This window comes from Sphingomonas sp. PP-CC-3A-396, from assembly GCF_004343105.1.
Classification (GTDB): Bacteria; Pseudomonadota; Alphaproteobacteria; order Sphingomonadales; family Sphingomonadaceae; genus Sphingomonas.
Window position 1 is genome coordinate 134480 of record NZ_SLYF01000001.1, and the last position, 12107, is coordinate 146586.

General features: G+C 66.3%; 11 protein-coding genes. 3 read left to right on the top strand and 8 right to left on the bottom strand.

The window, feature by feature from the left end; translation table 11 throughout:
* Positions 1 to 56: 56 nt before the first annotated feature.
* On the bottom strand, positions 57 to 2066 hold the full coding sequence (parE, locus tag C8J40_RS00660; protein ID WP_132895365.1) for a DNA topoisomerase IV subunit B: 2010 nt from the start codon (positions 2064 to 2066) through the stop codon (positions 57 to 59).
* 158 nt (positions 2067 to 2224) lie between these two features.
* Here parE and C8J40_RS00665 point away from each other — a divergent pair, with 158 nt between their 5' ends.
* Entirely contained in the window at positions 2225 to 3070 is an 846-nt protein-coding gene (locus C8J40_RS00665; RefSeq protein WP_132895366.1) for an outer membrane beta-barrel protein, read from the top strand.
* A gap of 554 nt (positions 3071 to 3624) precedes the next feature.
* Here the strand turns inward: C8J40_RS00665 and C8J40_RS00670 are convergent.
* On the bottom strand, positions 3625 to 4383 hold the full coding sequence (locus tag C8J40_RS00670; protein WP_132895367.1) for a GcrA family cell cycle regulator: 759 nt from the start codon (positions 4381 to 4383) through the stop codon (positions 3625 to 3627).
* A gap of 65 nt (positions 4384 to 4448) precedes the next feature.
* On the opposite strand from C8J40_RS00670, the gene C8J40_RS00675 reads away from it, so the two are divergent.
* Together C8J40_RS00675 and C8J40_RS00680 are read left to right on the top strand one after the other, a co-directional pair.
* Positions 4449 to 5303 carry an ABC transporter permease gene (locus C8J40_RS00675; RefSeq protein ID WP_132895368.1) on the top strand — a complete coding sequence of 285 codons (855 nt, stop codon included), beginning with the start codon at positions 4449 to 4451 and terminating at the stop codon, positions 5301 to 5303.
* Complete coding sequence (locus tag C8J40_RS00680) at positions 5303 to 6574, top strand: serine hydrolase (protein ID WP_132895369.1); 1272 nt, start codon at positions 5303 to 5305, stop codon at positions 6572 to 6574. The genes C8J40_RS00675 and C8J40_RS00680 overlap by 1 nt, the downstream gene beginning before the upstream one ends.
* A 165-nt stretch (positions 6575 to 6739) precedes the next feature.
* On the opposite strand, the gene C8J40_RS00685 is transcribed toward C8J40_RS00680, so the two are convergent.
* From C8J40_RS00685 to leuB, 6 genes are all read right to left on the bottom strand, one after another.
* Positions 6740 to 7243, bottom strand: coding sequence for a GNAT family N-acetyltransferase (locus tag C8J40_RS00685; RefSeq protein ID WP_243693152.1), 504 nt, complete (start codon positions 7241 to 7243; stop codon positions 6740 to 6742).
* A gap of 65 nt (positions 7244 to 7308) precedes the next feature.
* Entirely contained in the window at positions 7309 to 8091 is a 783-nt protein-coding gene (locus tag C8J40_RS00690; RefSeq protein ID WP_132895371.1) for a LysR family transcriptional regulator, read from the bottom strand.
* 178 nt (positions 8092 to 8269) lie between these two features.
* Entirely contained in the window at positions 8270 to 8668 is a 399-nt protein-coding gene (gene apaG, locus C8J40_RS00695; RefSeq protein WP_132895372.1) for a Co2+/Mg2+ efflux protein ApaG, read from the bottom strand.
* Positions 8665 to 9870: an aminotransferase class I/II-fold pyridoxal phosphate-dependent enzyme gene (locus tag C8J40_RS00700; protein ID WP_132895373.1), complete on the bottom strand. Its 1206-nt coding sequence runs from the start codon at positions 9868 to 9870 to the stop codon at positions 8665 to 8667. The genes apaG and C8J40_RS00700 overlap by 4 nt, the downstream gene beginning before the upstream one ends.
* A 74-nt stretch (positions 9871 to 9944) precedes the next feature.
* Entirely contained in the window at positions 9945 to 11042 is a 1098-nt protein-coding gene (locus C8J40_RS00705) for a glycosyltransferase family 2 protein (RefSeq protein WP_132895812.1), read from the bottom strand.
* A 7-nt stretch (positions 11043 to 11049) separates the two neighbouring features.
* A complete protein-coding gene (leuB, locus tag C8J40_RS00710; RefSeq protein WP_132895374.1) occupies positions 11050 to 12096 on the bottom strand; it encodes a 3-isopropylmalate dehydrogenase in 1047 nt (348 codons plus the stop codon).
* Between the last annotated feature and the right edge of the window lie 11 nt (positions 12097 to 12107).

The following is a 12107-nucleotide window of genomic DNA, read 5'->3' on the forward strand; positions in this document are numbered from 1 at the left end:
CGATCACCCAAATGGGTCATAATCGACCAACCAGCTCCCGCACTCGCTCGCCGCATTCACGCGTCGATTGCTTCCTCGTCCATCCGGCCGGCGTTTTCCTGGATGAAGGCGAAGCGGTGCGCGGGGTTGTTGCCCATCAGGCGGTCGACCAGGTCCTTCACCTGCGCGCGCTCTTCATATTCCTGCGGGAGCGTGATGCGGAGCATGCCGCGGGTGGCGGGGTCCATCGTGGTTTCGCGGAGCTGGCTCGGGTTCATCTCGCCGAGGCCCTTGAAGCGGCCGACGTCGACTTTCTTGCCCTTGAACACGGTGCGTTCGAGTTCGGCGCGGTGCGCGTCATCCCTTGCGTAGATGCTCTTGGTGCCGACGGTCAGGCGGTAGAGTGGCGGTTGCGCGAGGTAGAGGTGCCCGCGGCGGACGAGTTCAGGCATCTCCTGGAAGAAGAACGTCATCAGCAGCGTCGCGATGTGCGCGCCGTCGACGTCGGCGTCCGTCATGATGACGATGCGTTCGTAGCGCAGCGTATCCGGCGTGCAGTCCTTCCGGGTGCCGCAGCCCAGCGCGAGCGTGAGGTCGGCGATTTCCTGGTTGGCAAAGATCTTGGCGCTCGTGGCCGACGCGACGTTGAGAATCTTGCCGCGGATCGGGAGGATCGCCTGCGTTTTCCGGTCACGCGCCTGCTTGGCGGAACCGCCTGCCGAATCGCCCTCGACGATGAACAGTTCGGTGCCCTCGGGCGAGTTGGCGGAGCAGTCGGTGAGCTTGCCAGGCAGGCGGAGTTTGCGCGCGGAGGTTGCGGTCTTGCGTTTGACGTCGCGTTCCTGCTTGCGACGCAGGCGTTCGTCCATCCGCTCGAGCACATAGTTCAGCAGCGCCTTGCCGCGCTCCATGTTGTGGCTGAGGAAATGGTCGAAATGATCGCGTACCGCCTTCTCGACGAGGCCGGCGGCCTCAGGGCTGGTCAGGCGATCCTTGGTCTGGCTCTGGAATTGCGGTTCGCGGATGAAGACCGACAGCATCAACTCGCTGCCGACCATGACGTCGTCCGCGCTGATATCCTTGGTCTTCTTGTTGCCGACGAGATCGCCGAACGCACGAAGCCCGCGGACGAGCGCCTGGCGGAGGCCCTGTTCGTGCGTGCCGCCATCGGGGGTTGGGATGGTGTTGCAATACCAGCTGTACGAGCCGTCGCTCCACAACGGCCACGCAACCGCCCATTCGACGCGGCCCTGGGTTTCGCCGTTCGCGCTCGGGAAATCCTGCGAGCCGGAGAAGAAGTCGGAGGTCGCGCATTCGCGGCCGGCGATCTGGTCGCGCAAATGGTCCGCTAGGCCGCCGGGGAACTGGAACACGGCTTGCGGGGGCGTGTCGTCCGCAATCAGCTCGGGTGCGCAGTGCCAGCGGATCTCGACACCCGCGAAGAGATACGCCTTCGAGCGGACGAGCTTGTAGAGGCGCTGCGGCTTGAAGTTCAGTTCGCTGCCAAAGATCTCGGTATCGGGCGTGAACGCGACGCTGGTGCCGCGACGGTTGGGCGTGGCCCCGAGATGCTCGATCGGTCCGAGCGTCTGCCCCTTGGCGAAGCGCTGGCGGTAGAGTTGCCGGTCGCGCGCGACCTCGACGACGGTGTCCGACGAGAGCGCGTTCACCACACTGATGCCGACGCCGTGCAGTCCGCCCGACGTCGCATACGCCTTGCCCGCGAACTTGCCGCCCGAGTGGAGCGTCGAGAGGATCACCTCCAGCGCGGACTTGTCGGGAAACTTCGGATGCGGATCGACCGGGATGCCGCGACCATTGTCGACGATCGTGAGGCGGTTGTTTGCCTCCAGCGAGACCTCGATCCGCGTGGCGTGACCGGCGACCGCTTCGTCCATCGCGTTGTCGAGCACTTCGGCGGCGAGGTGATGCAGCGCGCGCTCGTCGGTGCCGCCGACATACATGCCGGGGCGGCGGCGGACGGGTTCGAGCCCTTCGAGGACCTCGATCGAGGAGGCGTCATAGGTATTGGCGGCGGGTTTGCCGACGCCGGGTGCGCCCGGGGACGCGAACAGATCTTCAGCCATGGCGAGAGCGTAGCCGCACGCGTTGGACAAAGCCACAGGCTCTGTTTGTTCTCCCTGTTACTGGAAAGCCACATTGCCGCAGATTGTTATGCTTGCTGCATAATTTTCCCCGATCAGCCGTTTATGAAAAACCTGTCATGAAGTTTCCGGGAGTGAATATGACTAAGACGATGATGGTGGCGCTTGCAGGCGCTGCCACTTTGGGGGTCGCAGCGCCTGCCGCTGCACAGGATATGACCGACGATGCGCCGTTCAGCGGAGTCTATGTCGGCGGCTCGTTCGGCTATGACGTGCAGCCCAACGACAATGGCGAGACGATCGCATTCGATCGCAATCTGGATGGCGTCTTCGGCGACACCATCTCGACTGCGACCGCCGCCAACGCGTTCTCGCCGGGCTTCTGCAACGGTCGTGCGACGAGCAACACCGCGCCCGCCGCTGGTGGTCGTGGTTGCCGTAGCGACAAGGATGGCATCGGCTATTCGGCGCGGGTCGGCGCGGACTACCAGCGCGGCAACATCGTCGTCGGCGTGGTCGGCGAGTTCGGCAAGAACGAGATCAGCGACAGCGTCACCGCCTTCAGCACCACGCCCGCCTTCTACACGATGACGCGCGACCTGAAATGGGAAGCATCGGCACGCGGCCGCCTGGGCTATGCGGCGAACACGACGCTGTTCTACGGCACGTTCGGCGTCGGCTATGCCAACATCGACAACAGCTTCACGACCGGCAACACCGCCAACACCTTCACCACCAACGGTGGCAGCAAGGAATGGGGCATCGTCGGTGGCGGCGGCATCGAGCAGAAGCTGGGTCGCAACTTCTCGGTCGGTCTGGAATATCAGTATCACCAGTATCAGGACAACGACTACCGCGTCCGCGCCTCGGGCGGCCCGACCGGCGGTCCGTTCACGCGTGGCAACGCAGCCGGCACCGATTTCCGTCGCGACTCGCAGGACTTCCGTTGGCACAGCCTGCGCGCCACGGCTGCGTTTAGGTTTTGAGGCGAAGGGCGGCCTGCACCAAGCTGGTGCAGGACACGCCCAAGCCCGGCCGGCGCGGCTCGCCGCGTCCGACGACATGGGCTTTGCCCATGGCTAGCTGAGACGGAAAAGGCCGCTTCCTCAGGCGAGGAAGCGGCCTTCTTCTATTCTCAATCTGGCCTGCCTTAGGCCGGCTTATCCGCGTGACGGTGCCCTGTCGCACGACCCAAACGTGTATCCCCGCGAAGGCGGGGACCCAGACTGGGCTCCCGCCTTCGCGGGAGAACAAGGTGAGGATGCTCGCTCTTAACCACGCCCACCACCCCGGCGAAGGCCGGGGCCCAGTTGGGAAACGCTGTTAAACGCGCCGGGCGCTCAGTCACCACGACCTTTCCAACTGGGCCCCGGCCTCCGCCGGGGTGGAGCCTGTTTGAAAAAGGCCGCCTCCTCACTGAGGAAGCTGCCTTTCTATATCACGCTAGCCATGGGCAAAGCCCATGTCGTCGGACGCGGCGAGCCACACCGGCCGGGCTTGGGCGAGTCCTGCGCCAAGTTGGCGCAGGCCGCCCTGCGCCTTACCTCGGCCGCGGACCGCCGAATGGCAGCGGCGGAGTCGGACGGCGATCGCGACGCGGCAGCTGCGCCTGGTACGCATGGCCGCAGTGATCGACGCAATACGGGAAGCCCGGGTTCACCGCCTTGCCGCAGAAGTGGAAGTCGGGCTCGCCGGGATGACCAAGCGGCCATTTGCAGATGCGGTCGTTCAGTTCGAGCAGGCTCGTCTTGTTCGCCATTTCGGGCGACGGCTTCGCCGGCACCAGACGACGCGGCGGCGCCGGCGTGCTCGGTGGCTGCTGCTCACCGGGAGCCTGACGGAGGAAGCCGCCGGGGCCGACCGAGCGCAGGATCGGCTGCGGCGTGCGGACAGGTGCGACGACTGCCGGAGCAGCCTCGTCCTCATCCTCGTCCTCGTCGTCCTCAGGCTCTTCGGCGACCGGCTCAGGCTCGACCGGAGCCGCGGGCTTGGCGGCTGCGACGACGGGCGGCACGACCGGTGCGGGCTTGGGGGTCTCGACCTCGACCGGCTCCGGTGCCCCGACCGGCTCGGGGGCTGTCGCTGCTGCCGTCGCCGATGCTTCGGCAGCAGCAGCCGCCTTCGCTTCGGGATCGTTCGGCTTCACCGGCGACGGGCGCGCCTGCAGCTCGAGGCGGTGGGCCTTGCCGATGACGGCGTTGCGGCTGACGCCACCCAGTGCTTCGGCGATCTGGCTGGCGGTCTGCCCGGCCTCCCACATCGTCTTGAGCGTCGCGATGCGCTCGTCGGTCCAGGACATGTTCGTTCCTTAGTCTTGCTCAGCCGGGTTGCGGGCGGCAGCGGCAGCGATTACCCGCAACGCCTATGAGCAGCCAGCCCCCAATCGGTGAAATCCATTCGGCGGTGCATTCCGCCCCCGGCGTTCCCGTCATAAAGAGCGTGAACTGGGAGGGATTGCGAACCCTCTATATCAAGGAGGTGCGCCGGTTCTTCAAGGTGCAGCTTCAGACGGTATGGGCGCCGGCGATCACCACCCTCCTGTTTCTGATCGTCTTCACCATCGCGACCGGCGCTAAAAGCCCGGTGCCGGTCGACGGCCAGATCGTCGCGTTCGCCGATTTCATCGCGCCGGGGCTGATCATTGCACAGGGCATGATGGGGCCGGCGTTCGCCAATGCGAGCTTCTCGCTGCTGGTCGGCAAGATGCAGGGCACGATCGTCGATTACTTGCAGCCACCGCTGTCCACCGGTGAACTGCTGGCCGCGCTGGTCGGCGGTGCCGTGACACGCGCAGTGATCGTCGGGATCGTCGTGTGGGCGGCGATGGCGCTGTATCCGGGCGTGCACGTAACGCCGCACGCGCCGCTGGCGATCGTGTGGTTCGGGCTGCTCGGCGCGGTGTTCCTCGCGCTGCTCGGCGTGCTGACTTCGATCTGGGCAGACAAGTTCGATCATGCGGCGGCCGTCACCAACTTCGTGATCGCGCCGTTATCGCTGCTGTCGGGGACGTTCTACTCGGTCGACAAGCTCGCGCCGGCGTTCCGCGCGTTCAGCCATGCGAACCCGTTCTTCTACATCATTTCGGGCTTTCGTTACGGGTTCCTCGGGATTGCCGACTCGCCGGTGATGATCGGCGGGATCGTGATCCTGGTGATCGACGTGGTGCTGGCGACGCTCTGCTACCGGTTGCTGAAGAGCGGTTGGAAGCTGAAGAACTGATGCACAGGCTCGCGCTCTGGCTGATGGCGTTGGCGGTGGCGTTGTTGCCTGCAGCGGCTGTTGCGCAGGGTGCGGTTGCGGACCCGGCGCTGCGGGCGAAGGCGGATGCGCTGGTTGCGATCCTCGACGGGCGTGGCGCGTATGACGCGTATTTCGCCGCGAGCTTCCGCGAGAAGGTGCCGAAGGCGCAGTTCGCGACGATCGTCGAGAAGCTGAAGGTGACACTCGGCGCGCCGGAAAGGATCGAGTCGTTGATGGCGACGTCGGCGTGGAGCGCCGATCTGATCGTCGGCTATGCGCGCGGAACGGCGAGCGTCCGCTTGGCGCTCGATCCGGCAGCCCCGCATGCCGCCACTGGGTTGCTGATCACCGGCACGGGCGCGCGCGACGACAACCTCGCGAAGGTCGAAGCGGAATTTCGCGCACTACCTGGGGCCAGCGGGTTCGGGCTGTATGCGCTTGGCGCGGGCAAGCCTGCGCCGATCCTCGAATACCGGGCGGATATCGCCGCGCCGCTTGGGTCGGCGTTCAAGCTGTGGGTACTGGCGGAGTTGGCGCGGCAGGTGGCGGCTGGCGAGCGGCGTTGGGAGGACGTCGTGAAGGTCGGGGCGCCATCGTTGCCGTCGGGCGTGTTGCAGACCTGGCCCACCGGGTCGCCGGTGACGGTGCAGACACTGGCGACGCTGATGATCTCGATCAGCGACAACACCGCGACGGATACGCTGCTGACGACGCTCGGGCGCGCGAAGGTTGACGCCATGGCGGCGTCGGCCGGCGGCAGCGTGCCGGTGATGACGACGCGGGAGATGTTTGCGCTCAAAGGCGATCCGGCACTGACCAAGGCGTGGGCGGCAGGGTCGGTGGACGAGCGGCGGGCGCTGCTGGTCGACAATGCGGTGAAGATTTCCACCGCCAAGCTGGATCCGGCCGTGTTCGGGGGGAAGCCGGTGGCGATCGACAGCGTCGAGTGGTTTGCGAGCCCAGCGGCGATGGCGGGAGTTCTGGATCGGTTGCGCGGGGCAGATGCCACGACCCGAGCGGTGCTCGCGGTGAATGCGGGGGTCGATCCGGCGATCGCCAAGCGGTTTGGGTATGTCGGGTTCAAGGGTGGCGGCGAGCCTGGGGTCCTGACGCTGAACTATCTGGTGCAGGCGAAGGACGGGCGCTGGTATGCGGCGACCGGGAACTGGCATCGGGCTGACGATGCGGTGAACGAGGTTCGGTTCGCGGGACTGATGGGACGGGCGTTGGCGTTGTTGGCTGCGCGGTAGGTTAGTTTATCTGAAGAGCCACTAACTCGTGCCACCACCCCGGCGGAGGCCGGGGCCCAATTGGGAAACGCTGTTAACGGGGAATATCGCTCCGTTATATCCACCTTGCCAATTGGGCCCCGGCCTTCGCCGGGGTGGTGGATATCAGTACGGGGCGTATCGGCGCTAAGCCCTCCCAGCCGCCTGCCAACTATCCGCGCAGAGCCCGTAGATCAGGCTGTCACGCAGACCCAAATGCGTCTCCCATTCGTCGCGCAACAGCCGTTCACGGCGAAAGCCCAGCCGCTCCAACAACAAGATCGACGCGGTATTCTCGGTATCCGCGTCGGCGAACACGCGACTCCGCCCCTCCGCGAACAACCGGTCGATCACGGCCGACACCGCCTCGCGCGCGATTCCCCGCCCCCAGGCCTCTCGCGCGAGGATGAAGCCGATCTCCGTCACCCCTGCCCCATCGGCCTCGCTCCCCGAGACCCAGCCGATCGCGCGATCGTCGCCGGTGCGGGTGATCGCCCAGGTGCGTTGGTTGCCGGGGGCGGCTTCCTCGGCGAGATAGCTGCGGACGTCGTCGACGCTGCCGAGAGGGCCATCTGCGGAATACGCCATCAGTTCTGCATCAGCGAGCATCGGGTGCAACGCGGTCGCGTCGCCCTCAACAAGCGGCCGCAAGCGCAGCCGCCGTGTCTTGAGGACCGGAGATACTCCAGCGCGACGTGGTCTCCGTCCAGGCTGTCTCACGCGGTGAGGGCATCCACGAGCGCGCGGACCTTCTTCTGGCGCCACTGCGGGAGCGGGGCTACCAGCCAATACCCCCCCTTCGACGGCTGCGACTCGCCAATCAGCCGCACGCGGGCCTGCGCAAGATCGCGCCGCGCCAGCAGTTCGGGGACGGTCGCGCGACCGAGCCCCGCCGCCGCCGCGTCGATCGCGAGCCCGGCGTCGGTAACGCGGACCAGCGCTACGCCGTCCTCACCGGACCATGCGATCGTGGCTTCGCTATCCGTGCCGGGCTTGGCGATCGTCACCATGCCCTCCGACTCGAGCGCCTCGCCCTCGTGCTCGCCCGGGCCATCGCCCCAGCGGATCGCGAGATCGAGATTGGCTTCGGTGAAGTCGACATTCTCGTCCGCGGTGATCAGCACGAAGCGAAGTTCGGGATCCGCCTCGGCGATCTGCGCGAGCCGAGGCATCAGCCACTTCTCGGTCAGGTCGCGCGGCGCGGCGATCGTCAGCGATTTCGACGACTGACCCGCCTGCATCGCGCGCACGGCTTCCTCGAACTGGAGGAACCCACCGCGGAGCGCGCCTAGACCGGCTTCCGCCTCGGGCGTCAGTTCGAGCCCGCGTGTGGTACGGCGGAACAGGACGACGCCAAGCGTATCTTCCAGCGCGCGAATCTGCTGACCCACCGCCGCCGGCGTCACCGCCAGCTCGTCCGCAGCACGCGTAAACGACAGATGCCGCGCCGCCGCGTCGAGTACGCGCAGGCCGTTGAGCGGGAGATGCGTGCGCTTCATTGGGTTCGCCCCTTTGCCAGCAGCTTCACCCCAACCGTCATCCCAGCGAAAGCTAAGATATTCATGGGGCGGGCATGACGACCGCCAACGGGGATACCCCAGCTTTCGCTGGGGTGACGGAATGAGGTCAGGCAACGGAGATCTTCGAGGCGCGTGCTTCTAATGATTGCACGGCGCATCAGTTGAGCACCGCGGGGGCGAAGAGCGAGAATCGGGGAATCTCGACGTCGAAGATGGCGCCATCCTCGCGGACCATGCGGTAATTGCCCTGCATCGCCCCCGATGGGGTCGCGAGCGGGCAGCCCGAGACATAGTCGAAGCTCGCGCCCGGTTCGATCACCGGCTGTTCGCCGACCACGCCTTCACCCTCGACTGAGTGGCGCGCGCCGCGGCCGTCGGTGATCACCCAATGGCGGGTCAGCAATTGGACGGTCTCATCGCCCTCGTTCTCGAGGCGAATATGATACGCCCAGAACCAGCGGCCGCGCTCGGGCTCCGACTGCTCGGGTAGGTAGCTGACCGACACGCGCACCGTCACCCCATCGGTCGTCGCCGCGTTGGGGAACAGCGCTTTCACAGGCCGGCCTGCCTCAAGGCCTGATCAAGGTCATCGATCACGTCCTGCGCATCCTCCAGCCCGACGTTGATCCGCAACAACCCCTCCGTCACGCCCATCTCGATCTGCTTGTCGGGCGAGACGCTCGCGTGCGTGGTCGAGGCGGGATGGGTCATCAGCGAGCGTGAGTCGCCGATGTTGTTCGAGATATCGACCAACTCCAGCGCGTCGAGCAGCGCGTGTGCCTGTTCACGACCCTCCACCTCGAACGCGAAGATCGGCCCGCATGCGTCCATCTGCCGCTTGGCCAGTTCGTGCTGCGGATGGCTCGGCAGGAAGGGATGCAGCACGCGAGGCACGCGGCCTTCGAGGAATTCGCCGACCTTCATCGCGTTTTCGGACTGGCGGTGGATGCGGAGATCGAGCGTTTCGAGGCCCTTGAGCACCACCCACGCGTTGAACGGCGACAGCGTCGGGCCGGTGTTGCGCGTGAACGGCAGCAACGTGTTGGTGATGAAGTCCTCGGTGCCACAGACGGCGCCGGCGAGCACGCGGCCCTGCCCGTCCATCATCTTGGTCGCGCTGTAGGCGGTGACGTCCGCGCCGAACTCCATCGGCCGCTGCAAGGCCGGCGTCGCGAACGCATTGTCGACCACCGTCGTGATGCCACGCTCGCGCGCGATGTCGCAGATCGCCTTCAGGTCGGCGATATCCATCGTCGGGTTGGCGGGCGTCTCGAAGAAGAACACCTTCGTTTCGGGGCGGACCGCGTCGAGAAACGCCTGCGGATCGCGCGCATCGACGATCGTCGTGGCGATCCCGAACTTCGGCAGCAGCGTGTCGGTAAGCCAGCGGCACGAGCCGAACGCCGCACGGCCACCAACGAGGTGATCGCCGGTCTGAAGCTGGCAGAGCAGCGCGGCAGTCATCGCCGCCATGCCCGTCGCCATCGTCCGGCACGCCTCGGCGCCTTCGAGCAGCGCGATCCGCTCCTCGAGCATCTGCACGGTCGGGTTCTGCAGGCGGGAATAGGTCATCCCTTCCTGCTCGCCGGCAAAGCGTGCCGCCGCGTCGCCCGCTTTGTCGTAGCAATAGCCCGAGGTGAGGAACAACGCCTCCGACGTCTCGCCATATTCGCTGCGGGCGGTGCCGCCGCGGATGGCGCGCGTCGCGGGACGCCAATTCTGGGTGATCGAACGATCCTGGCCGGTCTTGCGCTTCATGCGCGCCGCTTTGCCGGGGGGGAGCCGGGATGACAAGCCTTGCGGGTGCGAAGAGAGCTGGCCGGGTGCCTCACTTAGTACCGCCCCCAGGTGAATTTCGAGGACAGCGCGTAGTTCCACACCGCGCCGACCAGCACACCGATCAGCGCCGACGCCGCCCACGCCCCGTCGCGCATCTCGTACAGGAACGCGGCGATACCGACGTTGGCGACCGCGCCGACCGAGCAGATCACCGCGAACGATACCCAGCCGTCGACCAGTTGCCGCCACCCCTTCAAGCGCCGATCGCGATAGGTCAGCGCGTTGTTGAGGAAGAAGTTGAACGTGAGCGCGGCGAGCGTCGCGACGATCTCGCCGACCAGGAAGTGCGTGCCGAACCCGACGAACAGCGCGGTCAGCACCGCCATGTGGATACCGACGCCGAGCACGCCGATCGCGGAGAACATCGCGAACCGCACCGGCACGACCCGCCCGAACATCCGGTCGTAGATCGCGATCAGATATTCCATCGCGACGACGTGATCGAGCTTGCTCTCGCCCTCGGTGCGACAGCGGAAGGTATAGGGCACCTCGACGAAGCGCAGCGGCGTCGGCGACGCGGTGAGCAGATCGAGCAGGATCTTGAAGCCGATCGCCGACAGCGAGGGCGCGAGGCGGCGGACGATGTCGGTGCGGATCATGAAGAAGCCGCTCATCGGATCGTTGAGGTCGCACTTCAGCACGCGGCGCGACAGCTTGGTGGCGAGCGCCGATTTGGCGACCCGGTCGCTGTCCCACTCCCCGGTGCAGCCGCCGCTGACGAAGCGCGAGCCGATCGCCACGTCGGTCTCGCCGTCCTTGAGCAGATCGAGCATCTTCGGCAGCAACGTCTCGTCGTGCTGGAGATCGCCGTCGATCACCGCGACGATCGGGGCCGCAGTGGCGCACATCCCCTCGATGCAGGCCGACGACAGCCCGCGCCGGCCGATCCGCTGAATCACGCGCACCCGCTTGTCGAGCCGGGCGATCTCGCGCGCGGCATCGGCGGTACCGTCGGGACTGTCGTCGTCGACGAAGATCGCCTCCCAGTTGCGCCCGGCCAGCGCCTGGTCGAGCTTGGCGATCAACGTCGGGACGTTGGCCTTCTCGTTGAACGTCGGGATGACGATCGCAAGTTCGAGAAGGTCGGCGATCACCGGGTCAGCCGAGTTCGGCGAGAACGGCGTCGCCCATCGCAGAGGTCGAGAGCGTGCCGCCGAGATCTGGCGTGCGCGCGCCCTTCAGGATCGCGGCGGCGACGGCAGCCTCGATCCGGTCGGCGGCGTCGGGCAGGTCGAGCGAGTGGCGCAACATCATCGCCGCGGACAGAATCGCGGCACAGGGATTGGCCTTGCCCTGCCCGGCGATGTCGGGCGCGCTGCCGTGGATCGGCTCGTACATGCCCTTGTTAGAGTCGTTCAGCGCGGCGGACGGCAGCATGCCGATCGAGCCTGCGCACATCGACGCCTCGTCGGACAGGATGTCGCCGAACAGATTGCCGGTGACGATCACGTCGAACTGGCCGGGGTTGCGCACCATCTGCATCGCCGCGTTGTCGACGTACATGTGGCTGAGTTCGATATCGGGATAGTCAGCCGAGATCTCGATCACGACGTCGCGCCAGAGCTGCGAGGTTTCGAGCACATTGGCCTTGTCGACCGACAACAGCTTGCCCTTTCGGGTGCGTGCGGTCTCGAAGCCGACGCGGGCGATGCGTGCGATCTCGGTCTCGTCGTAGCGCATCTCGTCATGGCCTTCGCGCAGGCCATCGGCGGTGGTGCGGATGCCCTTCGCGCCGAAATACACGTCGCCGGTCAGTTCGCGGACGATGACCATGTCGATCGACCGGGCGATCTCGGGGCGGAGTGCGGAGGCGTCCTCCAGGCCGGCGAACAGTTTCGCAGGACGCAGGTTAGCGAACAGGCCGAGGTCCTTGCGCAAGCCGAGAATGGCTTGCTCGGGGCGGAACTGGCGTTCGAACGCATCGCAGTCAGGATCGCCGACCGCACCGAACAGGATCGCATCCGCGCGGCGGGCGAGGTCGAGCGTCTCGGGCGGCAGCGGATGACCCGCGGCCTTGTACGCGGCACCGCCGACGAGGCCTTCTTCGTAGGTGAGATCGAGACCGAGCGTATCGAGCACCCGACGCGCTTCCGCGGTGACTTCGGGTCCGATGCCGTCGCCGGCCAGTATCGCGATCAAGGGCATGTACGTTCCTC